We start from the raw sequence: 23,352 nt of genomic DNA, 5'->3' as shown, positions 1-23,352 counted from the left end.
TGTTTGATGCTAGAATCTGTTCAATGTGAGTCAAAATGTCCTAAAGAAGACAATATGAGCCAAGCTAATAAAGAGATGAAGCCCCTACCTTCCGCTGTATCTGTGCTGATCGTTGACGATGAGCCCGGCATGCGTAGTTTTCTTAAGAAGGCGCTATCGAAGAAGTTTGCCTTGGTGGAAACGGCGGGAAGTGTCGAAGATGCAGAGCAGCTCAGGAGTCGTTGTCACTTCGATCTGCTGATTGTGGATATTCGCCTGCCAGGTCGTTCGGGTATCGAATGGGATGAGGCCCTCAGCGATCAGGAACGGCGCTCTGACATCATCTTTATGACAGGCTATGCCGATATGGACGTGGCGATTAAGGCACTGCGTGCCGGCGCTTCTGACTTTATCATGAAACCATTCCACCTTGAGCAGATGATGAAGGCGGTCGATCGCTGTATCGAACGCCGTCTGCTGAAACGTGAAAACCTGATGCTTCGCCGCGAAGTCTCCATTGGCCAGTCTTCCACCATTATTGGTAGCAGTGATGCCATGATGGAGGTCAAGCATGTGATTGAACGGGTGGCACCCACTAATGCGGTGATCCTGATTGAAGGCGAATCGGGCACAGGCAAGGAGCTGGTGGCCAGGCAGTTACACCTGTTAAGTGGTCGCCAAGGGCCTTTCGTGCCGGTTAACTGTGGTGCTATCGCCCCCGAATTGCTGGAGAGCGAACTTTTCGGCCATGCGGCGGGTTCCTTTACCGGCGCCAAGGGTAACCGGGAGGGTCTGTTTAGTTTTGCCTCTGGCGGTACTATCTTCCTCGATGAAATTGGCGAGATGCCGCTGAAGATGCAGACGGCCCTGCTCAGGGTGCTCGAACAGCGCACTATACGCCCGGTCGGCAGCGAGAAAGAGATCAATATTGATGTCCGGGTGCTGGCGGCCACCAACCGCAAGCTGGCGGACGAAGTCGAGGAGGGCAACTTCCGTCGGGATCTCTTCTATCGACTCAATGTGTTGGATATAGTGATCCCACCACTGCGTGAACGCCCCGAAGATGTGGTGGAGCTGACCCATCACTTTACCCGCCTGCTCGCCGCAGAGCTTGGCGTCAAAGAGGTAGTGTGGAGCCATGAAGATATGCTCAAGCTGAAACAGCATGAGTGGCCGGGTAATATTCGCGAACTGCGCAACATGATTGAGCGCTGTATCTTGTTGGGTAAACCCCCGGCAGAATATTGGAAACAGCAGCCCAAGGCCGAGGTGGCTGGCGAGTTGGGTTATCCCCTCGATTGGTCCCTCAAAGAGGTGGAAAAACACCATGTGACCTCAGTGGTGGATCTGCACCAAGGCAACAAGTCTGCCGCCGCGCGTGATCTGGGGGTCTCTCGCAAGACGCTGGATCGCAAATATAAAGAATGGTTTGATCTCAACCATCACGAGGAAGAATAACCGTGTCTTTTTTCTCGCGTATATTTGGTGTTAACTGGCAACAGCTGCAGGCTAAGGTGCGTTATCGTATCTTGATACTGACTCTGCTTCCTATTCTATTGACCTTGGTCAGCCTGGTATTTATTACCATCTACTGGAACATCAGCTACACAGGTAAGCAGCTGTTTATGAAGGTGAAGGCTGATCTGACTGTGGCCAGCAATACGCTTATCTCAGTGCAGGATAAGCAGGAAAATCAGCTGGAACTGGTGCGGGCGTCCTGGGAGTTTCAAAACGATTTTCGCAGTATAGATACAGACAGCAAAGCGGCTAGGGCCAAACTCGCGGCGTTGCTTAAACAGAAGCAGGTTGAACTGGATCTGGATTTTCTGCGTCTTATCAGTGTGTCCGAAGCGGCTCAGGACCCAGATCTCAGGGTCATGCTACCTAAACTCAAAGATAACCAGCCATATTCCGGCCTCATGGTGCTCCAGCCACAACGCCTTGCCCGATTGGCACCAGGTTTAGATCAGGAAGCGGTGATCACCTTAGTGGATACGCCCAGATCGCAAAAGCCCAGTAAGGATGTGGAGAAACGCGGCATGTTGAGCCGTAGCCTACTGCCCATTTTCGGCGCCGACGGTAGCGTCGGTTGGTACCTAGATGGCGGGATCTTATTAAATCGAGATATTCGCATTGTCGACCATATTCGTGATCTCGTGTATGACAAGGGCACCCTGCCGGAGCGTTCCATTGGTACTGTAACCATCTTCCTCGACAATACCCGCATCAGTACCAATGTGCCGTTGAATTTCTTTCCCCAAGATAGTGAGAAACGTGGCCGCGCCTTAGGCAGTTTGGTGTCGGAGGAAGTTAGACAAAAGGTACTGGTTCAGGGGCAGCTCTGGGTCGATCGCGCCTTCGTCTATAACGACTGGTTTATCTCGGCTTATGCGCCACTTAGAGATATTCGCGGTGAACGTATTGGCATGATCTATACAGGTTTTTCTGAGTCGCCCTTTATTCACAACTATCTGCTGAACATCATAGAACTGGGCACCATTCTTATGCTGGTGCTGTTGGTCTCTGGCTTGTTGGTCTATCGCGGCGCCTACAGCTTGCTGCAACCCATAGAGCGTATTCACCATGTGGTGAAGGCGGTACAATCGGGTCGTAACCTGCGTATCGGCTCACTGGGACTTGAGCGCGACAACGAGCTGGCCAATTTGGCCGAGCAGTTCGACCGCATGCTGGATCTCTTGCAGCGCCGTAACTCGCAGATTCAGGCGGCGGCGGAGCAGCTGGAAGTTAAGGTTGAGGAGCGTACCCGCAGCCTGCAGGAGAAAACGGAGGAGCTACAGCTCAACGTTGCCCTGCTGAACGAGACCCGGCAACAGCTTGTGACCAACGAGAAACTGACTGCACTGGGTGAACTGACGGCGGGTATCGCCCATGAGATCAACAACCCGACTGCGGTGATCTTGGGGAACATGGAGCTGCTCAAGTTTGAGTTAGGGGATAAGGCTGAGGATGTCGAGGAAGAGATAGATATCGTTATCGAGCAGGTAGGGCGTATCAGCACCATTATTCGTAGCCTGTTGCAATACAGTCGTCCCGGCGAGTTTAATGCGCCGCTGGAGATGCATCAGCTGACACCTATTGTCGAGGAGATGGCGATTCTAGTGCGCCACTCAATCCGAAAGCAGGAGGTTGTGCTGATCCAAGATCTCAATGCCAGCTATCCTATCGAGGTCAATCGGCCGCAGTTATTGCAGGTATTGATTAATCTGGTGGTCAACGCTGCCCATGCCATGGATGGGCAGGGACGTATCTGGATCCGTACCTATGACTGGGTGCAAGGTGGTGAGCCCATTGGGGTGAAAATAGAGGTGGAAGATGAAGGTAAAGGGATCCCCGAGGAGCAGCTGGGGCGCATTTTCGATCCTTTCTATACCACACGTAAAGACGGCACGGGTTTGGGGCTGTCTTTAAGCTACGGCATTATCAAACGGATTGGTGGCACCATAGAGGTGAGTTCGACCGTGGGTAAGGGCACTCTGTTTACCATAGGCTTGTATCACAAGGCGATAGATGATCAATTTAACCCGCCCTATGAAGGCCTGCATTTCTCGAGTGGAATAGATAAGAAGGCACGCGAGGCTTAAAGGCTGGCAAAAAAAGAGCCGGAATAGTCATATTCCGGCCACAAAGAGTGTGTGAGCAATGTTGTGCTTGCGAACTCATCATAGAAAGCAGAGATGAAGTGCTTAATACAGACTGAGCTTTGGAACGCACCTAAATAGTAATAATTATCATTTAGGTTTGCAAGCTTTTCCTATGTAAAGATTGGAAACAACCTGCTCTAATTCAATAATTTGTTTAAAACCAATTTGTTATCATCGATATGCTGACTGGTATTTTCCAGGCCGGTAATTTTGTAACCTTGCTGGACCAACAGTTGTAGCATATTGGCGAAGCGGTTATAGGTCTTAACCGCCAAGGTATTGAAACCCTGCGTTTTGGCCCAACGCTCCTGATCTTTCATCAGTTCTTTGGCGAGTCCCAGCTGTCTGAACTCGGGCACAATGGCGCCTAACCAGCTATAAAACTCACCGTTGCTTTCGCCATAGCCAATCTTATATCCGGCCAACTCACCCTGAATGCGGATCAACTGAACCAAGAAAGTCTTGCCGTTGAGTCTGGCACGATATTCCTCTGCCTGATGACGTGCATCGAACTCAGGTACCTGTTGGCTAAGACCAATCACTGTGTCGATGAGCTCATCGCTCAATTGGGTATGGTGTTCGATACTTGTGGTGTACATCTAGGCTCTCCAAACTTGCTCGCTACCATCGCAGCATTGGTGAAAAATTGAGTGCCGCGATGATAGTACAAATCAACTGGTCAGGCCAGTTTGTTGTGCGATTTAAGCGGGTTTTCTCGCAAAATCCGCTCTTGTAACACCTTCAGCAGCACACCGTAGGCGGGCAGGAACAAACCCAGACTGACAATTAGCTTGAAACCATAGTCGACGCTGGCGATTTCCACCCAATGCTCGGCCATAAAGACATCGCTTGAGGCATAGAAAGCCACGCTGAAAAAGACCAGAGTATCGATGAGGTTACCCATCACGGTTGAGGCGGCAGGAGCTACCCACCAAGCCTTGGCCTGTCTGAGCCTTGCAAAAACGGTAATGTCCATTAATTGGCCCACCAGATAGGCGGCGAAACTGGCAAAAGCGATACGAAACACAAAGCTGTTGAACTGCATCAGCGATTCGCTGCCCTGAAAGCTGCCCTGATGAAAGAGCACACCGATCAGGTAGGAGATAAACAGCGCCGGTACCATAGCCCTTAAAATGATTTTTCGTGCCGCCTGCTGACCGAAGATCCTCACGGTGAGATCCGTTGCCAGATAGACGAAGGGAAAGCTAAAGGCGCCCCAGGTCGTATGGAAACCAAACAACTGAAAGGGGAGTTGAACCAGATAGTTACTCGCAGTAATGATGGCGATATGAAAGCTGACAAGCAGCAAGAGCGCACGCTGAATCTGCGCTTGGGATAACATTAACATCTTGTGGCCTTTTTAGTGAGTTAACGCGGGGTGAGGGAACCCGCTAAAGTGAATCTTATGGCATTAATGCCTTTGTTAATTGCCTGGCGCCAAATGTTCGGCTTGGAGACAGGGCGGCAAATTATAGTCATTAAGCCTGATTGAGCAAGGTTTTTGCGCCGATTTCTCTGCCTTGGTCGCTCTGGGTGGGTGTAAAGGGTCTACACTTGATTGATTATTACCATGATTTCTAGGAGTGTCCATGAGCGTGTGGCGTTTCATCTTGGCCTGTGTGTGCGCCTGCTGGCTACTGACGCCAAGTGCTCACGCCGAGCCCAGCCAGGCTGAGGTGATCAAAGTGGTTACTGGCAATTGGCCCGGTTATAGCACGCCAGATGGTGATGGGTATTATCTGGCACTGATGCGAAAGGTTTTTCCTACGCCACAATGGCAGTTGCAGGTAGATTATGTGCCATTTTCTCGGGCGATTCACATGGTGAAACTGCAACAGGTGGATGTTGGACTGGGTTTTTACATAGATGAAGTCAATCCAGAATACTACAGTGATCTACCGGTAGAGGTGGATCAGGTTGACGTTGCCCTGACCCCGGAACTCGCCGCTATCTGGCAAGATATCAATAGTCTTAAAAGAAAGAAGGTGAAGGCGATGCTGGAGTATCGCTACGATACTTTTATCAAGGTGCCTATGTATTATGAGGAGGGCAGCGATCTCTTGCAGATGCTTAACCATGTCAATGCCGGGCAAATTGATGCCGTACTCGACTATAAGCGCTCACTGCAGGGACTTGCCAGCAAACTAAAACGGCCTCAGCAGTATGTGATCAAAGAAAACGTCCTCAACCCTGAGGTCTTTTTTGTTTTCCCTCAAACCGAGAAGGGTAAGCGGCTCAAGCGGAGTTTCAATCAGGCTATGTTGCGTCTGCTCGCCAGCGGTGAGTTGGACAGGCTGTTTGAGGCCTATATTACCCACCGCTCACGGGTGCCACAAACCCATTAATCAGACTTCGGTCAAAATGGATAATATGGTCTTGAGCTTGTTCTCTAGCTCATTCCACTCGGCATCGGCCTCTGAGCCTGACACTATCCCCGCTCCGGCAAACAGGTTAATACGGCCCGGTTCAATTAAGGCGCTGCGAATAGCGACCGCAAATTCACTCTCATACTTGTTGAAATAGCCGCAGGCGCCAGCATACCAGCCACGGGTATAGCCTTCACGCTGACGGATAAAGTTGATGGCCGAAGCCTTTGGCAGACCACCAACGGCTGGCGTCGGGTGCAGTGCTTGTAACAGCTGAAAGTCGTTCACACCAGGTTTTAGCTCGGCGCGTATCGCCCGGTGCAGATGTTGGATATGGCTTAACTTGAACACCTTGGCCAGCTCGTCGGCGCCCACATAGTTGCTTAGGGGTGTCAATGCGGCCACGATATGTTCGCGCACCAGCTGGTTTTCATGACTATTTTTACTGTCATCTAAGAGCTGCTGAGCCAGCATGGCATCTTCAGCCTCATTAAGGCCGCGTGTGGTGGTGCCTGCTAGCGCTTCGGTGAAAACCTCTCGCTGGCGGCGTCGGTAGAGCCGCTCTGGCGTGCAGGAGATAAAGGCACTATCCGGGCTAAATTGAAAACCAAACTGAAAACTGTTTTGGTTGCGGCCCTGCCAACTGGCGAGCAGCATCCATGGGTCGACTCGCTCGTTAATCTCGAGCTGAGTCAGGCGAGACAAGACCACCTTGGGGGTGTCTTGAATAAACTTATCCTGGGTAACCTGATTAACCAACTCATGCCAGCGACGCTTATTGGGTCTGTCGCTACGACTCAAGAGTTGGATCTTATTGGGTGGCGCCAGTGGGCTGGGGGGGGCAAGCTGCTTTAGGGCATCTAATGCCTGGGCGCGCTCCTCTTCAATGCCACGATTTTCCACATTCAGATTCACCAACAGTTTATATTCGTCACCGCTACGTCTGAGCTCTATTCTGGGCAGAATAAAGTGGGCGCGGCCATACTCGGGCCAACACTCGGTATGCCGATCGAAGGCTACGCCACCGTAGTAACGTATCTCTTGATTGGTCGAAAGGGCTCGTTGGTTCTGATAGGCCTGAGACAGTTGATTGTCGTCTACCGCATCTTCGAAAATAAAATCCTTACAGCAGCCCAGGGCGGCCACTTCCTCTTGAGTATCGCGGCCATGCCAGTAAATTCTGGGGTAGCAAGGTTGGCTGGCAAGCCAAGCGATCATAGGCATCACACAGGCCGTCACCGACAACTGAATAATCGGCTCACCATGCTGGTGTATGTCGAGTTTTTCGAGTTTTTGGGCTAGGGATTGTATGGCCTGTGGCAGCGAGGAAACGCTCAAAAAATACTCCAACCTTGTAAAAAGTATCCTGGTTTGAGGGCGGGTAAGGACTTCAAACTCTCTAAGTTGAGACTTATCTGAATTGGTAATAAGAATCTTTACCACAAACTAATGTGCCGACTGTAACCTGTCAAGTTACAGGCAGTTAAGCTGTGAGCTTGCCCAAGAAATGAGAGGTTAAGATATTTTGGGTAAGCGTTTAATTCCTGTGTATTTTTGTCTAACCAGTGCTTCTTGTGCGACAAAATGTCCGTATCACAATCAGATTTTTACGGAAGTTGTTCAAATTTGTCGATCTGGGTTTGTTTTTGGGTTTCGTTAGCTTGTTGCTAGGCCTGTAAGCCGGAAGAATGACGGCCATAGGGAAATCACACAATGATAAAAGCATGAAAAACAAACAAGAAGTTCTCAAATATTCACTCATTGCGGCCGCCGTTGCGGCCAGTCCACAGGCGATGGCCGAACAGGTCAAGCATGAGCCGCTATTAGATGTTACCGAAGTCATAGTGGTTAAAGGTGAAAAACCGACCCCGTTACAGCAGACGACCAGTACCTGGAGCATCAGCGCCGAAGAGATCCAAGCATCGGGCGCCCAGAGTCTGGACCAGATATTGAAAAATGCCCCGGGTGTTTATGTACGCACCGGTGGGCAAGGCACGCCCAGGGTGGATATACGCGGCTTTAAATCCAGGCATGTTATCTACCTGATCAATGGTGTACCCGCCAACGGCGCCGAAGATGGTCAATTCGATCCAAGTGTGGTGCCTGCCAGTCAAATTGCATCAGTGACTGTCTCTATGGGCCCTACCTCTGTGCTTTATGGTCCGGGCGGTGCGGGTGGTGTGATTAATATTCGCACTAAGCAAGGCGCCGATATCCCTGGTTTCTCTGGCCATCTCGAGGGCGGCGAAAATGATACCTTTAATGGCGACGTCACCCTTGCTGGATCTGGTGATCGCTGGCAGGGGCTGGTGTCGTTCTCCCGTCAGCAGAGCGATGGCTGGCCTGTGTCTGACGACCAGCCGGATACCGAACTGCAACAAGGGGATACACGGGTCAACAGCGACAAGACAGTGAATAACCTGTTTGCTCAGGGCAGTTATTGGCTGTCGGACAGTACTCAGCTGATGGCGAATGTGAGCCTGCGTAGCGGTGAGTGGGGCAAGCCTACCCTAGATGGCACCACAAGTCGCAAGGCGAAGTTTGAGCGCGTCGATGATTATGACGAACATACTCTGCAGCTTGGCGTGGCCCATAGCTTCAATGAACTGCTGACCTTGAGGGGCTTTGTTTATCAGAATCAGTCGGATGTGCTGGAAACACGCTATCTGGACGATAGCTTCGAGGCTTTGCAGCAGACGCTTGATGGTCGCTCTGTGGTGAGTGGCGGCAATATTCAGTTAATTGCCGATTTTGATAAGGGGCATCTGCTGACCGGCGCCGTGATCGCCGAGCACCAGAGCTGGGAGTCCAGCAGCAAACAGCTGGATGACAATAATGCTGATAGCGGTTCAGGCAAGGGTTCTGGCTCGGGTACTGGTGGCGGTAGCGGTTCAGGTAGTGGCTCGGGTTCAGGTTCGGGTAATGGCTCAGGCGGCGCCGAGGCCTTCGATGATAGCTCCTGGCTATACACCCTGGCGGCTGAATATCAGTATCAACAGGCTCATTTTGGTGCCAGTCTGGGCGGCGCCCTACACGAGCAGCAGCGTGTGCGTGAGGATGAATCAGATTATTCGGCCCAGGCCTCGGCCTACTGGCAGGCTGCTGAGGCGACGCGCATCAATTTAGGTCTGGCCCGTAAGGTGCGTTTTCCCTCTATGCGTAACCTCTATTCGTTGTCATCGGGTAATCAGGATCTACAATCTGAGATCTCTAAACATCTTGAGCTGAGCCTGGCACAGGGGCTGGGGCACAATACGGACCTTAGTCTGGCGGCTTACTACACCGACGCCGATAACTATATTGCCAAGGATGTCGATGGCATCTATCAGAACATGGGGCGTTATCAGTTCAAAGGGATCGATTTACTGGTGCGTGATCAGAGCATCGACAACTTGTCGCTCAGCTTCGGCTATAGCTTCTTAGACAGCGAAGACAGAGATGCGGAGCCAGGCTTGGAGACCTTAGAGTACCGTCCGCGTCATCAGCTCAGGCTGCAGGCAGATTATGAGTTTAGCTTTGCGACCCGTATCCATTTCAACATCGAACATATCATGGGCCAGGTTTATCAGGCCCAAGAGAAGGTCGCCGGTAAGAGACTGCTGATGGAGAAGTCGCTGGATGACTATACCTTGGTTGATCTCAAGCTGAGTCACCCTATTGCTGGGGATGCGTTATCGCTTTACCTCAGAGCCACCAACTTGCTCGATGAACGCTATTATCAGAGCGAGGGGCTGCCTCAAGCGGGTCGTCAGGTGTTCCTTGGTGTGAACTGGCAGCTGTAGGACATCTGCTATGGCCTTGATGCAACTTAGTCAGGTTGATTTTCGTTTTCACTCAGCGGCGGCGCCGCTGTTTGAGGATCTTAATCTGATCTTGCAGCGCGGAGAGTGTCATCTTGTTCACGGCGCAACCGGGTGTGGTAAGTCAACCTTGCTGCGCTTACTGCTGGGGATCTTAGATCGCCCCTGGGAGGGAGAGCGCCTTATCGGCCAAGGCGTGACCCTGGGCGTCGTGATGCAAGACCCCAACGTGCAACTGCTACGTCAGACCTTGGGCGCAGAGGTGGCCTTTGCGCTGGAAAACTTAGGCGTGGCCAGTGACGAGATGCTGTTGCAGGTGCGTTCTGCCCTCAGACGCGTTGGCCTTTATATTAGCCTGAATACTCCCATCGCCAGTCTCTCACTGGGGCAAAGATACCGACTCATGATCGCGGCTCAGTTGGTGCTTAAGCCTGATATCTTGCTGCTGGATGAACCCTGGGCCCAGTTGGACGACCAAGGTGTGCGAGAATTATCACAGGTGCTGGTGCAGTTGCAGCGTGAAGGGCTGGCCCTGCTGATCGTTGAGCATAACAGAGGCGTCTTTGCCGAGTTGGTGACCCATAGGTGGCATCTGACTAAGAGGCAGCTGCAGCCGCTGGCCCTGTTGCAGCAAACGTTTCAAGGTGAATCACTCTGTTGGCGTCAGACGACTGGGCCATTCCTCGGTGCGCCGGTTATCGACAGCCAAGGTTTTAGCTTGGCTTTTCATGGTGGTCAGCAACTGTTCAATGCAAAGGGACTCTGTTTGTTCCCCGGCGAGGTCGCAGCCCTAGTAGGCGACAATGGCTGTGGGAAGAGCACCCTGCTGAAGTGTCTGGCGGGTATTCAGGCCGATATCGCCCCTATTGGGATCAAGGTATTGGGCGTGCGACCTAAGCTGGGACGCTATGGGGCTGATCTGGCCTTGCTGCATCAGCGGCCGAGTCGGCAGCTATTTGAAAACAGCGTGCTGCAAGAGATGCAGTTTAGCCTCAAGCGTTATGGCCTGCCTTTGGCGCGGGCCATCGAGATGCTTGGCCAGCTCGGGTTAACTACCTTGGCGGGTCATTCACCGCATACGCTTTCTTACGGTCAGCAGCATTTGATTGCCTTGGCCTCTCTTGCCTGCCTCAGGCCGAAACTCTTGTTGCTCGATGATCCCTTTGCAGGGTTAGATGCCTATTTTAGCGCCAAGATAGTGGACCTGATCCTCAAGCTTAGTCATGAGGGAACCGCTGTGGTGGTGGCCAGCCACAGGCCGATAGACGCCTTGCCTGTCGATCGCGTCTGGCAGGTGGCTGAAGGGCATCTGCAGAGCTTGGGAAACCGGGGCGCCGGTGCGATACCGGCCTTCTCCAGTGTGGGCTAGGCGGTCAGGGGCACGAGCCCTGAAAAGCGCTCATGGTGCTGGTGAGCGATATTTTGTCATCAATGATGTCACTTGGTGCGCATTGGCGATCTTCTTGGTCTTGGCGCTGTCTGGTGGCGCGTTTTTAGTGCCTCAGGGGTGGCTGCTTTATCTTGGCCTTACCAATGCGTTGCTTCTGCTGCAGGGGCGTTATTTTGGGGGACGGCTAAAGGGGCTAGCGGTAATCTTCATCAGTCAGTTAGTGATCACCAGCTTGCTCTATCTCCTGTTACACGGCGCAGCGCGTTTGCCCGAGGGGGTGATAGCGGTGACGCGGATCTTATTGGCCATGATCCCAGGCTGGTGGTTGTCCATCGTCTGCGCCCCACAGCGGATTGGCGAGGTGCTTAGCTATTGTTTGCCAAGCAAATGGGCCTTCGTGCTGGGTGCCTGTTTTGGTCTCTTGCCTTATCTGGGACAGGAGGCGCGGGAGATCTATCAGATGCAGGTCATGCGCGGCGCCAAGATTCAGCCTAAGGCATTGTGGCGCCCCCAGAATTGGCAAGAGCTGATTTATTGTGTGCTGTATCCCTTGTTGATCCAGCTATTAAAACTATCCAAGCAGATGGCTACTGCGGCCAAGCTGCGCCAGTTTGGTCGTGCTCGCAAGCCGACCCATTGGCCCTATGAGTGAGATGAATCATGATGAATAACAGAGATTTTAACCTACATGACGCCTTGTTTATCGGCTTCTGTGCCACCTTGCTGGTGGCTTTGAAGGGAGTATTACGGCTAAAGCTTGGTTTGTCGGGTCACTCTATGTTTCTGATGAGTTTCTTCTATCTGATCTGTTACGGCGCCGTGGGTAAGCGCGGCGCCATCAGTGCCTGTGGTCTGCTGGCCGGGATGATGGCCATGACCCTGGGAGTGGGCAAAGGAGGCCCTTTGCTGTTAGTGAAGTTTGGTTTACCAGCTTTGGCCATGGACCTCTGTTTATTCTTGGTTCCTGCGCTGATGTCACTTAAGTGGCGCTGCATCATATTGGCGCTGGTGGCGACCCTGGCTTGGGCCAGTAAGGGGCTGATCGAAGGGGCATTGGTCGGACTGAGCGCTCAGGTGATGGCGGTGCAATTTGCCAAAAGCCTGCTGTTTGGCAGCGGTTTTGCTGTGCTGGCGGCGGTGTTAGTGCCAGGCGTGTTGGAGCGGCTTAGAAGCCATGATCTATTAGATAGAGAGGAGTTTTAGTGATGGCTAGAGAAGTGGGTCTGAGATCTTGGTTGGTGTGTATCGACGATACCGATGATATAGGGACCAAAGGTACGGGAGAGATTGCCGAAGAGATAGCGGAGTTGTTGAGCGACAGTCACTTGAGTCGCTGCGCTTTTGTAACCCGGCATCAGCTCTATGTGCATCCGGATATTCCTTATACCTCACACAATAGCGCCATGTGTTTTCAGGTGCGCACCACTAAGACCCAAGATGAGATATTGACGATCGCCACAGCGCATCTGCGCAGTCAAAGCGCCGCGGCGTCCGATCCGGGCCTCGGCCTGTTAGATCTTTACCGCCCGCTGGATCGCGAGGCCTTGATCGCCTTTGGTGAGCAGACCAAGGTGGAGGTAAAAACCAAGGCCCAGGCCTATGAGCTGGCCGATCGTCTCGGGGTACACCTGAGCGAACATGGCGGCACGGGACAAGGTGTGATTGGCGCCTTAGCGGGTTTAGGGCTTCGACTTCAGGGTAACGATGGTCGCATCAAGGGCCAGTTTACCTTGCCAGGTCTTGAGGAGGGCGAGGTTGCTCTCTCGGTCGCAGAGGTGATCGAACTGACGGGGGTCGACAGGGTGCTGAGTGACTGTGGTGAGCAGCTTTGCTTCAAGACGACGCTGCTCCTGTCGGGCAAGGTGAAGGCTGTCTATCGCGATCATCAGGTTTCGCTCTTGGTCTATCGGGATCAGGGATGCTGGCGCAACGCGCGCAAGCAACAGCTGAAACGCTATTAAGGTACCTATTTAACGAGGGATATATGCAAAGAGTATTTGTGTTAAGCCAGGGGCGCTGGCTGCTGGCCATTGAGGGGGAGGATTACCGCCTCGCCCGGCAGCAGGCTAACCAGTGCGATGGTTTTATCGATGACGATGAAGATGAGCAGGTCGATGATATTGAACGTTCCTGTGTCAATTGCGCCAGACGGCGCTGGTTGGTTGACGCAATAGAATGTACCTTTTTGTAGTGCTAATTTAGGCTTTGCTTACAGTCACATACATAGTTAAGATCCCCAATAAGGGCATTTTTGGCCTCTCCTGAGTACAAAGCTTTTCCTTCTACCTCTGGTTCTCTGGCGCCGCCAGGCATACTATGAGCCTCTTCTATCACAGTGTTTTTCTGGTTCGCTATCCCGAATGGCAGGGATTTAGACTAGGCTAAAAAGTGGCGACCGCGAGATGTAAGTGACATTTTGGGTGAGTGAGCTGTATGACCGAAAGCGTAAATGATAAAGCAGATGTAATGAAGGTGCCCGTGCCAAACCTGGCCCTGGGTATGTATGTTACGGCTATCGATCATCAGGGAAGAGTCAATATAACTAATCCAGGACAGATTAAGGATCGACAAGCCATAGACAAGTTGGTACGAAACGGTATCGAGTATGTGTGGGTCGATGTGGAACGCTCATCTCCTGAGTGCGGGCTCAAGCCCAAGCAGACACCGACGAAAACCAAGGTACTGAGCCGAACTCAGTCTCAGGACAAGGCCAAGCGCCTGATGAGTGAGGCAAAGGATCTGGTCAAGAAGGTGCTGTCGGAGACCTTTGAGGGTAAGGCGGTCGAAGTCGCACCGTTTGAGGCTATGGCAGACAAGATGCTCGAGTCTGTGATGCTCGATGCCGATGCCTTTATGTGTATCTCAGCCCTGCGCTCCAAAGATGCCTACCTGTTAGAGCACTCTATCAATGTCGCCTTCTTGCTTGTGACCTTCGGTCGTTACCTCAAACTTAAGCGCAGCGTACTCAAAGAGTTGGCGGTCGGCGGTATCTTGCATGATATCGGCAAGGTACGGGTCAATAACCGTATTTTGCATAAACCGGGACGTTTGACGCCGGAAGAGTTTGAGCACATGAAGTTGCACCAAGTCTACGCCCAGGAGATCTTGGCCGAAACGGCAGGCTTATCGCAGATCAGTCGTGATGTTTGTCTGATGCATCATGAAAAACTCGACGGCAAGGGTTATCCGGCAGGTCTTAAGGGGGAGGAGATCTCTCTCCATGGTCGCATGAGTTGTATCGTCGACATTTTCGATGCCTTGACGGCGACCCGCTGTTACAAGGAGGCGATGAGCCCAGCAGCGGCGTTTAAGATCTTGCTCAGCCTGACCCCCTTCCATCTGGATGAAAAGTTGGTGTATGAATTTATTCGCTGTGTTGGCGTCTATCCGGTTGGTTCCTTGGTGCAGCTCTCTGACGGGCGGGTGGGGATTGTCTGGGAGGCCAAAGACAGGGACGCACTGCATCCGGTACTCAAGACCTTCTATTCGGTGAAACACAAGCGTTATACCGAGGTGGCTATGGTGGATCTGCTTAAATCGGATCTCTTTATCGAGCGTGGTATTTCGCCCAGCAGCTTGGACGTGGACCCAACCCCCTTCTATTGATGGCAGGCTGAGATCTGAAGGATTGAGGAGCTTACCAAATGTTTGGGACAGTAAGGTCTCTTATGCCGTCATAAGGTAGATAATTTGGTGCTTAGCCGATTCAGCTATTTGTTAGTAAAAACGGGTATTTGCTGAGACTCTGACACCAATAAATAATAGCCACTCGATCACTTAGCCTAATTATTGAGGAGGCAAAGATGAAAAAGTGGCTTGTGCTGTTATGCTTCGCCTTCCTATTGGCGTCTTGGTTTACCTCTGGGCTGACTCGCGCCTTGGTGGAGCTGGCCGCCTTTATCGCTATTTTGGCTCTGGTGTGGCGTACTGGTGGCTCAAACAAAGTTGATGATATAGAGCAAAGACCCAGCGCCGATAGCAAACCAGAGCAGTAATCCCAACACCATCGGCCGCATACCCGCCTGACGCATCTTACCAACGGTGATCCCCGCGCCGATCAGAAAAAGACACAGCACCAACACCCGCTTGGACAAGGCAAATAGTCCGTCGTAGAACACTTGTCCCTGTGGCAGATAGTGCGCCAGCAATATCGCCAGACAGTAGAAGAGGATAAAGAAGGGCACGGCGATCTTACGGCGATTGCCGCCAAAGGCCATGGCACTAATCAGGGCTACTGGCACTATCCACAGCGCGCGAGCCAGCTTGAGCGTGGTGGCTGTCCGCAGGGCCTCATCACCATAGGCCGACGCTGCACCCACCACAGAGGAGGTGTCATGGATGGCGATGGCGCTCCATACCCCAAAGTGATATTGACTGAGCTGCAACAGATGGCCCAGCGCCGGAAACAGAAACAGGGCAACGGAGTTGAGCACGAACACCGTAGCCAGCGCGATGGCCGTATGTTGGCTGTCGGCCTTGATAGCTGGCGCCACGGCGGCGATGGCGCTGCCACCACAGATGGCGGTGCCTGAGGCGATCATATGACTCAACTTGGCGTCTATCTTGAGTAGCTTGCCCAGCACAGTGCCCAGCAGCAAGGTAAACAGGATTGAGCCCAGGATGAGCCCCATATTTTGGCTGCTGGCGCTAATGGCGGCATCGAGTTGAATGCCAAATCCCAGCCCTACGATAGAGTAGGCCAGTAACTTCTTGGTGAGTGCGCCGATATCCAGCTGCTGTGGGACTAAGCCCAGACTTGCCAGGGTGAAACCTATCACCAGTGCAATGGGCGAGGAGATCACCGGCGTCAGACAGAGGGCGCCGGCGAGAAAGAAGATCGCCTGGTTGGGATGGAACGGCCACTTTTCGAAGAATGCTTTCATCGGACTCATATCTTGTTTAACGAGGTGGCTAGTATAAGGCCCGTCAAGCGTTTATAAAATTCAATATGGCTTAGCTGTAGATTCAATTTTATTTAATTGCTGGGGCAGCGGAAAAAGCCGCCCCACAAAGGCATGATGGACCTCTCCCTTAGTTAAGCAGCAGTAGGCTACCTAGTCCAAGGAAGATGAAGAAGCCCACCACATCGGTCACAGTGGTCAGGATCACCGAGCCTGCCACCGCAGGATCGATACGCATCTGCTTGAGCACGAAAGGGATCACTGTGCCCGATGACGCTGCCGCCAGACTATTGAAGACGATCGCTACAAAGATGATGCCACCCAGCGCCCAGGAGCTAAACCACCAACTGACCACTAGGCCAATCAATGCGCCTAGCAGCACACCATTGAAGGCGGCAATCTTGAGTTCTTTGTCCAGTAGCAGAGTCAAGTTGCTACGTTTCAAGTGGTTGAGCGCAATACCTCTAAGCGCTACCGCTAAGGTCTGACTGCCGGCGATACCGCCCATACTGGCGACGACAGGCATTAAAATGGCCAGTGCCACCACCTGTTGCAAGGCATCGCCAAACAGGCCGATCACCCAGGAGGCGAGAAAGGCCGTCAGCAAGTTGGTCGTCAGCCAGATGGCTCGCATACGCGCCGCCACCCCTACAGGGGTAAAGAGGTCTTCCTCATCCTGGGGGGTCTCAGACACCAACACCTCCAGGCTTCGTTCCTTGAGGCGGTGCATCAGGGTGGAGAGCGCGATTGCACCGATGATCTTGCCGCCTTTTTCAACCGGCACCCAGGCAAAGCCTGCCACCGGATTAAACTGCTGCGCCGCCTGAGTGATATCCAGCTCGTCGCCGATGGCCTCTAGTTCGGTAATGCATTCGGCTAGCGGAGTGGCGGGATCCTCGCGATAGAGCTGCTCCAAGGTGCAGCCACCATGAAACTGTCCCTCGGCATCCACGGCGTAAACCGCTACGTATTCGCGCTGCTTCTGTCGGTTGAGCCGGTCTAACACCCGGCCAACGGTTGCGGTGGGGCGTGAGCGTAAGATGTTGTTGTTAAGGTAACGACCAACCGCCTCATCCTGATAGCTCAGTGCCTGCTGCATCTGCTCTGTGGTGAGGGCTTCTTGCTGATCCAGATAATCTTCGACTATGTCGCTAGGTAGGATCTCGGCGAAGGTGAGAATATCTATCTCAGAGATACGTCTCGCCAATCCTTGGAGCTGCTCTGGGCTGAGTAGATCGAGTACGTGGCGTGCGGTTTCATAGTGCAGCAGGTGCAGTATGGGCCAGCCTCTTTCTACCGGGATCTTACGGCAGATGGGCGAACGATATTGATCACTGACCGACTCCAGCAGGTCGGCCAGATCGGCATCGGAATAGTCGCTGATAAAGCCAAGTGAGGGCAGTTCCTCGGCCTCGGGATGACTGACAATGTCGATGACGCGGGCGAGAAGATCGTCTCTGGCCGCTTGCTCTGCTTGTGGTGAGGGGTCTGGCATTGTCATAGTTGATGTCCTTGGGTGAACTTGAGGGACAGTTTAAGGCAAAGACCTTAACTAAACCATTGAAACACTGGGTTAATCAAAGTCTGGTTGTTGCACATCGGCGTCATTGAAAGCTTACGGCAGTAAAAGTGCTTGCCTAAGGCAAGCACTTAGATGGCTAGACGTTGATCAGAAAACTCTCCGACGGGTCTACCAGAACCCGATCGCCCATCGCTTCTCTGCCCAGCAGCATCAGATAGGTCATGTCCTGACGATTACTCAGGGTTAGCTCTATGGGCCACTCATGCTCCCCCAGCTTGAGGGTGGTTTCGATCACGCAGCGCTGCTCCACTTCGCCATTGGAGGACTTGATGCGGCGTGAGTCATGTACCGGAGCCTTACAATGGACTATCTGCTCGAGATCATAAACATCCGGGTGCAGGTCGAAGGCGACATAGGGGCGACCACCTACCTTGATCCGCTTGAGATTGTCCACATGCAGGGCGGAGGTCTTGGCGCCGGTGTCGATGCGCACATGCAGATCCTTGATGCCGAGATCCGGCAGATCGCATGCCTCTAAGTTGCCTATGATGATCTTGTTCATCCGTTATTCTTCCTTTAGCGTCAGGCCGCGACCTAGATGGTCTGGGTGGTCAGCGGCATAATCTGATCGTTCATTATCTCTATATGTTCGGCCACCTCGTCGGCGGCGCTGCCAAAGTAGGCCACATGGAACATGGCGTCCCCTTCCAGTACCAGGGGGATATTCTGCTTACCAATGACAATACCCGCCCGGTTGGATACCACGCTCTGGATCAGTTCGCCCAAGGGGCTGTTGATCTCCGCCAGTACCTCACCTTTTTCGACATGGGCCCCTAGCTTGGCAAACTCACACACAAAGCCGCTGACCGAGGCGCGGGTCCAGTCGCTGCGGTTGGCGATAAAGGGCTCTATCTTCTTGCGCAGGCGGCGCTTACGTACCAGCCCAAGTGATGACAGTACATTGAGAATACCGCGCTCACCTGTCTGGATCGACAGCTCGTCGAATCTGAGCGCCTGGCCTGCTTCATACAGTAGTACTCGTGTGCCCTTGTTGACGGCGGATTCCCGCAATGAGCCGTCGCGCACGTTGGCGTTGAGCAGCACAGGCACGCCGAAGGCCTGGGCCAGCGCCAGCGTCTGTTCGTCATCCAGGTTAGCGCGGATCTGCGGCAGGTTAGATCTGTGGATCGCCCCGGTATGTAGGTCGATGCCGTAGTCGCAGTGCTGCACTATGCTGTTTAAGAAGGTATGCGCCACCCTGCCAGCCAGTGAGCCCTTGGGGGAGCCCGGAAAACAGCGGTTAAGGTCGCGTCTGTCTGGCATATAACGGCTCTGATTAAGCACCCCATAAACATTGACCATGGGGACTAAGATCAATGTTCCCTTTAGCAACTTGAGCTTGCTCTGGATCAGGCGGCGGATGATCTCAATACCATTGAGTTCATCGCCATGCACCGCGGCGCTGACAAACACCTTGGGGCCATCCTTCTTAGCCCGGATCACATGGACCGGAATCGAGACCTGAGTGTCAGTGTAGAGACTGGCCACAGGGAGTTCTAGCTGCTGCTCGGTGCCGGGGAGAATGTCTATCCCGGCTATGGTTAGTGCTGAATTCATTTAGCCTTTTCCGCGAGTTCTATTGGCGTTGGGTTTCGCCTTTTTCTCAATAAATTCATAGATCAGTCCGGCCACATCTTTACTGGTCGCCTGTTCTATCCCTTCCAGACCAGGTGAAGAGTTCACTTCCATCACCACAGGACCGTTGTTAGACTGCAAAATGTCCACACCACACAGATTGAGCCCCATCGCCTTGGCGGCGTTGAGGGCGGTTGCCCGCTCATCTTTCGATAGGCGTACCAACTGGGCTATCCCTCCGCGGTGCAGGTTAGAGCGAAATTCACCTTCGGCCGCCTGACGCTTCATTGCCGCTACTACTTTATCGCCTACGACGAAGCAGCGGATATCGGCACCGCCGGCTTCTTTGATGAACTCCTGCACCAGAATGTTGGCTTTAAGCCCCATGAAGGCTTCGATCACGCTCTCGGCCGCCTTATTGGTTTCGGCAAGCACCACGCCGATCCCCTGAGTGCCTTCTAGCAGCTTGATCACCAGCGGTGCACCGCCCACATTCTTGATCAAATCTTGGATCTTATCCGGCTTGCTGGCAAATCCGGTACGTGGCAGGCCTATGCCCTTGCGCGATAGCAGCTGCAGGGATCTCAGCTTATCGCGTGAACGGCTGATGGCTACAGATTCGTTGACACAGAAGGTGCCCATCATCTCGAACTGACGCACCACGGCCGTGCCGTAGAAGGTGATTGATGAGCCGATACGAGGGATCACCGCATCATACTTAGGCAATACCTTACCCATGTAGCGCACAGTTGGGTTGCTGCTGGTGATATCCATGTAGCAGTGAAGAGTGTCTATGATGTCTACTTCATGGCCGCGCGCTTCCCCGGCCTCTTTCAGGCGCTTGGTAGAGTATAAATTTTCGTTGCGAGACAAGATTGCAATACGCATGTCTACATTCCTTAGTGGTAAAACTTTAATAATAAAAAAGTAATGCTTTCAAATTTAAGTGATTGTTGGCCTCAGGGCGAACAATCGATATCGACGGCTAAAGACGCTGCGTCAGGAGCAATTCACCCGATCGCAAAGCGGTGCCTGCGGAATAACTCAGTGGCTTAACTATAGCCATAATTAGCCGCCAGCGTGATGCGTTTGCTCGTTTTTCCTTGGTAATCATTCGATTGTCTGAGGTTTTCCATCGCCTGTTTAGGGCGCGACCTTATTGATAAACCCCAGCGGAGAAAAGCTAATTTTTTTTGTCGTGACCACAAGGGATTTTATTGCAAAGGCCTACGCGTGGTGGGAGTGTTAACTCCGCTAACGTTAAGCGTTAATGAACTTGGGTCTTGCTCTGTGCGTAACACTGAGTAGTTTTCCAAACATAGTCAGTGCGCTGCGGAGTCGAGATGAACCGAATTAACCCTGCTAAGTTACCTAATAGTAAATGGATGGCGGTAAAGCCGATGAATCGAGAAAAGCATTTCTTAGTATCAGAAATGGAGTTTGATGAAGAGGGGGCTGTTATTTTGTGCAAGTTGGAAGCAATACTTTCAAAGAATGAGTATTTAATCGATTGGACAGAATTGAAAAGTCGAGATAAGTGGCTTCAGGGGTGGAAGTAGTTAGGCCTTTGGAAACATGACTCACAAAAAGGCCAGACAGTTGTCTGGCCTCTAGTCGCTTTGTCAATCAAGCAACAAGCGGATTAACGCATGGTATTGATTTACCTATACAGGTGATTTCAGCAATAAATCTGGAAAGGTTTGTGTGATAAGGCTACTAGCCTTTTCCAGAAAAATAGTAATTTTTAGCTATTTTTCCTAAATCTTGAGTTTTGATGTTATCAGTTTCCAGAAAACTAGTCACTTCTTTAAGGTGTGCTTCCAGTGGAAGGAGAGGCTGATGTCTTTCAGTATTAAACTCGTTTGCCCCATTATCCGTTAAAGTATTTGCACTAATGCAATTTTGAGTCAGTGGTTTTGCATTAGAAAAATTGATGCGCTCAAGAGTTCGCTCTGTAACGTCATAGAGTGACACCACCTGAGCTTTGGTGAATACTGCCTCACCTTCAAAGATCACCCCCCCCCCAAAACCTAAGTGCTGCACGGCTTGTTGCAGGGCGTAGTGGTTTTTAAGGCTATTTTGGCGGTCATGTGATGATGCGGTTAGGTCTTTAGCCATTTGCAGCGCCTCTGGTTAACTGCCGAAAGGAAATACAGGCTGTTTTTGAGGAGTTAGCCATCACACTTTCAACTTTGTAATTACCGATCTGTGCCGTATCAGCATTTGGCTGGTATGTGGTTCTTTTGCGTACGTTTCTGGCATTGGTGGTCACGATAGCTTTGTCAATTTCAATACCGTTGGCATCTATTTCGTAATGGACTTCTGCCATGCTCAATAGGTATTTTAAGAACAGCTCCGAATTATCCAGTTGCTTCTGATTATCCTTAGGCTTGAGCCTATCGGATTTAAGATCGAATACTAAAGCCCGCTTTTGTTCGGTATCTTGCCATAAAATAATCAGGTCACAGCCTTTATTGACGCCTACATCGTTAGTCGAGTTTACATAAAGAGATAGCTGTTTATATTTCTGCTTGTCTCTTCTGGGCTGATAATCCAAAGTAAAGGCAAGTGCATTATCGGGCATATGCTCGATATAAAGCTCAGCTACCTTGCTATCAGCTCCCTCTTCTTTCAGCTTTAACTGTTTCTTGGCGGTATCGTAATTGATAACCACATCAGGGTTGATGATTTTCTTTATCGCTGCCAGCATGTATCACTCCTTGATACCGTAATAAATTTTATCGGCCAGCTCGTTTGCATCGGCGATTAAGTTGTCAAACACCTCCATATTGATACCGTACTTGTCCACTTCTACGGAATGTATCTGGTGATCATCTTTTAGGCTGTAGGCTTTGATTTGTTCAGGTTTCAGCAAGTCTAAATCAGTCATTTTGGCCGACTTCATAATCTGCTCTTTGTTTTCTACCTCAAGGTTAAGCATCACGCGGTTGTTGAGCTCGCGGATCAAATAATCACTATGGGTTGTCACCAGCACTTTCACGCCAGAATTGACTAGACGCGCTAATAGCCCTGCCATTTTTCGCTGGTTATCTGGGTGCAGGTTCAGCTCTGGCTCGTCGATAATCAACATGCCGTTTTTCTCGGCTAGCGAATTGATGTAAAGATCAATTAAAAACAACGACTTAATGGAAGAGGAAGCCACGTAAACCGGCACCGCCACTTTATCGCGGCCACGCTCTTTCTTGGGCATATACATCACTTGTTTATCGACCGCCTTGTAAGAGCCGCCCATTAAGTCTTGCAGTGCATCCCGAATCGGTTTGCAGTCGCTCTCTTCACGGATAAAACTCTTGCGCTTACAGAGGTTTTCGTACTCACGCACGACGTTAATATTGTCGTGGATTGGCTGGGCATAACGAGAGCGCATACTGTTGAGTAGTTCAAGCGGATTAACCTTATCGCCGCTAGTAATGTGCTCGATAATGGCGTTTTTGCTGATATCAAGCTCTTTGTAGAACAAGGCAATGCCGGTGCGCTCTGATGTCACGACAAAGGGACGCGGCAACAAATCAGCAAACAAACAATCAGCAATATGATCGCTAATCACATCATCCAAAATCTGATTCGGTACACGGCTACCGCTTTTGGTTTGGAAAGTGACAGATAACACGGTTTCATTCTCAGCCTTGTAAAAGCTTAACTGTTCTGACTGCCCAAAACTCACGGTTTGTTTGAACTCATTAGTAAAGTCAAACACTAGCTGGTCGTGGCTAAACTTGGCTTTCGCACCGTTAAAAAAATCTTCCGGTACGTTGAAGTAGCGCGGCAAGTTTTCAGAAAACTCTGAAGAGGCGTTTTTAAGATAATCGGCTAATTTCGCTTGATAGTCAGTCAGCTCAATCAACAAGGTACCTTCGTCGCGCAGTTGCGCTAACCGCTCACGCGATACCGACAAATCAATCCACTGCTTAAAATGGCGCAACAAACCATAAATGGCATAGCTAATATAGGTTTTGCCCATATTGTTAGGGCCGCAAATCACGGTTAAATCACCCAGCTCAACGGTGCCGTTATCAATACCGCCTAAGTGTGCAAAGTTAAATTTCATGCTGCCTCCTGATTAAGCGGTGTGGTGT

General features: G+C 51.6%; 23 protein-coding genes. 12 read left to right on the top strand and 11 right to left on the bottom strand.

Annotation, left to right across the window (positions count from 1 at the left end):
- The first annotated feature begins 6 nt into the window (after positions 1-6).
- Together NY07_RS15910 and NY07_RS15905 are read left to right on the top strand one after the other, a co-directional pair.
- Positions 7-1,437, top strand: a complete 1,431-nt coding sequence (locus NY07_RS15910) for a sigma-54-dependent transcriptional regulator (RefSeq protein WP_052125827.1) — start codon at positions 7-9, stop codon at positions 1,435-1,437.
- Positions 1,438-1,439: 2 nt separating this feature from the next.
- Complete coding sequence (locus NY07_RS15905) at positions 1,440-3,581, top strand: sensor histidine kinase (RefSeq protein WP_033540347.1); 2,142 nt, start codon at positions 1,440-1,442, stop codon at positions 3,579-3,581.
- Between the two features lie 197 nt (positions 3,582-3,778).
- Here the strand turns inward: NY07_RS15905 and NY07_RS15900 are convergent, their stop codons facing one another.
- Both NY07_RS15900 and NY07_RS15895 read right to left on the bottom strand, forming a co-directional pair.
- On the bottom strand, positions 3,779-4,240 hold the full coding sequence (locus tag NY07_RS15900) for a GNAT family N-acetyltransferase (protein ID WP_033540346.1): 462 nt from the start codon (positions 4,238-4,240) through the stop codon (positions 3,779-3,781).
- 80 nt (positions 4,241-4,320) lie between these two features.
- Positions 4,321-4,989 (bottom strand): 7-cyano-7-deazaguanine/7-aminomethyl-7-deazaguanine transporter, encoded by a 669-nt coding sequence (locus NY07_RS15895; RefSeq protein ID WP_033540345.1) that lies wholly within the window; start codon positions 4,987-4,989, stop codon positions 4,321-4,323.
- A 241-nt stretch (positions 4,990-5,230) separates the two neighbouring features.
- Here NY07_RS15895 and NY07_RS15890 point away from each other — a divergent pair, with 241 nt between their 5' ends.
- A complete protein-coding gene (locus tag NY07_RS15890; protein ID WP_033540344.1) occupies positions 5,231-5,986 on the top strand; it encodes a substrate-binding periplasmic protein in 756 nt (251 codons plus the stop codon).
- Here the strand turns inward: NY07_RS15890 and NY07_RS15885 are convergent, their stop codons facing one another.
- Positions 5,987-7,345, bottom strand: coding sequence for an isochorismate synthase (locus NY07_RS15885; RefSeq protein WP_033540343.1), 1,359 nt, complete (start codon positions 7,343-7,345; stop codon positions 5,987-5,989). It abuts the gene before it with no gap.
- Positions 7,346-7,731: 386 nt separating this feature from the next.
- On the opposite strand from NY07_RS15885, the gene NY07_RS15880 reads away from it, so the two are divergent.
- The 8 genes from NY07_RS15880 (at position 7,732) to NY07_RS19455 (ending at position 15,192) form a co-directional block, all read left to right on the top strand.
- Entirely contained in the window at positions 7,732-9,789 is a 2,058-nt protein-coding gene (locus NY07_RS15880; protein ID WP_033540342.1) for a TonB-dependent receptor, read from the top strand.
- A 10-nt stretch (positions 9,790-9,799) separates the two neighbouring features.
- Positions 9,800-11,176, top strand: a complete 1,377-nt coding sequence (locus NY07_RS15875) for an ATP-binding cassette domain-containing protein (protein ID WP_033540341.1) — start codon at positions 9,800-9,802, stop codon at positions 11,174-11,176.
- Positions 11,177-11,258: 82 nt separating this feature from the next.
- Positions 11,259-11,849 carry an energy-coupling factor transporter transmembrane component T gene (locus NY07_RS15870; protein ID WP_235363949.1) on the top strand — a complete coding sequence of 197 codons (591 nt, stop codon included), beginning with the start codon at positions 11,259-11,261 and terminating at the stop codon, positions 11,847-11,849.
- A gap of 8 nt (positions 11,850-11,857) precedes the next feature.
- On the top strand, positions 11,858-12,400 hold the full coding sequence (locus NY07_RS15865; protein WP_373681761.1) for a core component of ECF transporter: 543 nt from the start codon (positions 11,858-11,860) through the stop codon (positions 12,398-12,400).
- A 20-nt stretch (positions 12,401-12,420) separates the two neighbouring features.
- On the top strand, positions 12,421-13,158 hold the full coding sequence (locus NY07_RS15860; protein WP_033540383.1) for a DNA-binding protein: 738 nt from the start codon (positions 12,421-12,423) through the stop codon (positions 13,156-13,158).
- Positions 13,159-13,181: 23 nt separating this feature from the next.
- A complete protein-coding gene (locus NY07_RS15855) occupies positions 13,182-13,388 on the top strand; it encodes a hypothetical protein (RefSeq protein ID WP_081953856.1) in 207 nt (68 codons plus the stop codon).
- A gap of 242 nt (positions 13,389-13,630) precedes the next feature.
- Positions 13,631-14,803 carry an HD-GYP domain-containing protein gene (locus tag NY07_RS15850; protein WP_033540338.1) on the top strand — a complete coding sequence of 391 codons (1,173 nt, stop codon included), beginning with the start codon at positions 13,631-13,633 and terminating at the stop codon, positions 14,801-14,803.
- A gap of 197 nt (positions 14,804-15,000) precedes the next feature.
- A complete protein-coding gene (locus tag NY07_RS19455) occupies positions 15,001-15,192 on the top strand; it encodes a hypothetical protein (protein ID WP_140946952.1) in 192 nt (63 codons plus the stop codon).
- On the opposite strand, the gene NY07_RS15845 is transcribed toward NY07_RS19455, so the two are convergent.
- The 5 genes from NY07_RS15845 to rimK form a co-directional block, all read right to left on the bottom strand.
- Entirely contained in the window at positions 15,133-16,080 is a 948-nt protein-coding gene (locus NY07_RS15845) for a YeiH family protein (protein ID WP_033540337.1), read from the bottom strand. The genes NY07_RS19455 and NY07_RS15845 overlap by 60 nt on opposite strands.
- A gap of 148 nt (positions 16,081-16,228) precedes the next feature.
- Positions 16,229-17,599 (bottom strand): magnesium transporter, encoded by a 1,371-nt coding sequence (locus tag NY07_RS15840; protein WP_033540336.1) that lies wholly within the window; start codon positions 17,597-17,599, stop codon positions 16,229-16,231.
- A gap of 157 nt (positions 17,600-17,756) precedes the next feature.
- Positions 17,757-18,182 (bottom strand): ATP-dependent zinc protease family protein, encoded by a 426-nt coding sequence (locus NY07_RS15835; protein ID WP_033540335.1) that lies wholly within the window; start codon positions 18,180-18,182, stop codon positions 17,757-17,759.
- Positions 18,183-18,214: 32 nt separating this feature from the next.
- Positions 18,215-19,237, bottom strand: a complete 1,023-nt coding sequence (locus NY07_RS15830) for a succinylglutamate desuccinylase/aspartoacylase family protein (protein ID WP_033540334.1) — start codon at positions 19,235-19,237, stop codon at positions 18,215-18,217.
- A complete protein-coding gene (rimK, locus tag NY07_RS15825) occupies positions 19,238-20,143 on the bottom strand; it encodes a 30S ribosomal protein S6--L-glutamate ligase (protein WP_033540333.1) in 906 nt (301 codons plus the stop codon).
- A 455-nt stretch (positions 20,144-20,598) separates the two neighbouring features.
- Here rimK and NY07_RS15820 point away from each other — a divergent pair, with 455 nt between their 5' ends.
- A complete protein-coding gene (locus NY07_RS15820) occupies positions 20,599-20,814 on the top strand; it encodes a TIGR02450 family Trp-rich protein (protein WP_033540332.1) in 216 nt (71 codons plus the stop codon).
- Positions 20,815-20,971: 157 nt separating this feature from the next.
- Here NY07_RS15820 and NY07_RS19640 read toward each other — a convergent pair whose 3' ends face one another.
- From NY07_RS19640 to NY07_RS15805, 3 genes are read right to left on the bottom strand one after another with little or no spacing between them, the layout of a single operon-like run.
- On the bottom strand, positions 20,972-21,373 hold the full coding sequence (locus tag NY07_RS19640; RefSeq protein ID WP_033540331.1) for a hypothetical protein: 402 nt from the start codon (positions 21,371-21,373) through the stop codon (positions 20,972-20,974).
- On the bottom strand, positions 21,366-21,965 hold the full coding sequence (locus NY07_RS15810; protein WP_033540330.1) for a hypothetical protein: 600 nt from the start codon (positions 21,963-21,965) through the stop codon (positions 21,366-21,368). Before NY07_RS15810 ends, NY07_RS19640 begins: the two co-directional genes overlap by 8 nt.
- Before the next feature lie 3 nt (positions 21,966-21,968).
- Complete coding sequence (locus NY07_RS15805) at positions 21,969-23,324, bottom strand: AAA family ATPase (protein WP_033540329.1); 1,356 nt, start codon at positions 23,322-23,324, stop codon at positions 21,969-21,971.
- Positions 23,325-23,352: the final 28 nt, after the last annotated feature.

Origin of the sequence: Shewanella sp. ECSMB14101 (assembly GCF_000773485.1) — a bacterium.
GTDB classification, from domain to species: Bacteria; Pseudomonadota; Gammaproteobacteria; order Enterobacterales; family Shewanellaceae; genus Shewanella; species Shewanella marisflavi.
This window is presented reverse-complemented; position numbering and strand designations above follow the sequence as displayed.

Bases quoted from the DNA above. Each gene is read 5' to 3' on its own strand.
- NY07_RS15910 (WP_052125827.1), top strand. From the start codon at position 7: ATGCTAGAATCTGTTCAATGTGAGTCAAAATGTCCTAAAGAAGACAAT.
- NY07_RS15900 (WP_033540346.1), bottom strand. From the start codon at position 4,240: ATGTACACCACAAGTATCGAACACCATACCCAATTGAGCGATGAGCTC.
- NY07_RS15895 (WP_033540345.1), bottom strand. From the start codon at position 4,989: ATGTTAATGTTATCCCAAGCGCAGATTCAGCGTGCGCTCTTGCTGCTT.
- NY07_RS15890 (WP_033540344.1), top strand. From the start codon at position 5,231: ATGAGCGTGTGGCGTTTCATCTTGGCCTGTGTGTGCGCCTGCTGGCTA.
- NY07_RS15880 (WP_033540342.1), top strand. From the start codon at position 7,732: ATGAAAAACAAACAAGAAGTTCTCAAATATTCACTCATTGCGGCCGCC.
- NY07_RS15875 (WP_033540341.1), top strand. From the start codon at position 9,800: ATGGCCTTGATGCAACTTAGTCAGGTTGATTTTCGTTTTCACTCAGCG.
- NY07_RS15865 (WP_373681761.1), top strand. From the start codon at position 11,858: ATGATGAATAACAGAGATTTTAACCTACATGACGCCTTGTTTATCGGC.
- NY07_RS15855 (WP_081953856.1), top strand. From the start codon at position 13,182: ATGCAAAGAGTATTTGTGTTAAGCCAGGGGCGCTGGCTGCTGGCCATT.
- NY07_RS15850 (WP_033540338.1), top strand. From the start codon at position 13,631: ATGACCGAAAGCGTAAATGATAAAGCAGATGTAATGAAGGTGCCCGTG.
- NY07_RS19455 (WP_140946952.1), top strand. From the start codon at position 15,001: ATGAAAAAGTGGCTTGTGCTGTTATGCTTCGCCTTCCTATTGGCGTCT.
- NY07_RS15845 (WP_033540337.1), bottom strand. From the start codon at position 16,080: ATGAAAGCATTCTTCGAAAAGTGGCCGTTCCATCCCAACCAGGCGATC.
- NY07_RS15840 (WP_033540336.1), bottom strand. From the start codon at position 17,599: ATGACAATGCCAGACCCCTCACCACAAGCAGAGCAAGCGGCCAGAGAC.
- NY07_RS15835 (WP_033540335.1), bottom strand. From the start codon at position 18,182: ATGAACAAGATCATCATAGGCAACTTAGAGGCATGCGATCTGCCGGAT.
- NY07_RS15830 (WP_033540334.1), bottom strand. From the start codon at position 19,237: ATGAATTCAGCACTAACCATAGCCGGGATAGACATTCTCCCCGGCACC.
- rimK (WP_033540333.1), bottom strand. From the start codon at position 20,143: ATGCGTATTGCAATCTTGTCTCGCAACGAAAATTTATACTCTACCAAG.
- NY07_RS15820 (WP_033540332.1), top strand. From the start codon at position 20,599: ATGAACCGAATTAACCCTGCTAAGTTACCTAATAGTAAATGGATGGCG.
- NY07_RS19640 (WP_033540331.1), bottom strand. From the start codon at position 21,373: ATGGCTAAAGACCTAACCGCATCATCACATGACCGCCAAAATAGCCTT.
- NY07_RS15810 (WP_033540330.1), bottom strand. From the start codon at position 21,965: ATGCTGGCAGCGATAAAGAAAATCATCAACCCTGATGTGGTTATCAAT.
- NY07_RS15805 (WP_033540329.1), bottom strand. From the start codon at position 23,324: ATGAAATTTAACTTTGCACACTTAGGCGGTATTGATAACGGCACCGTT.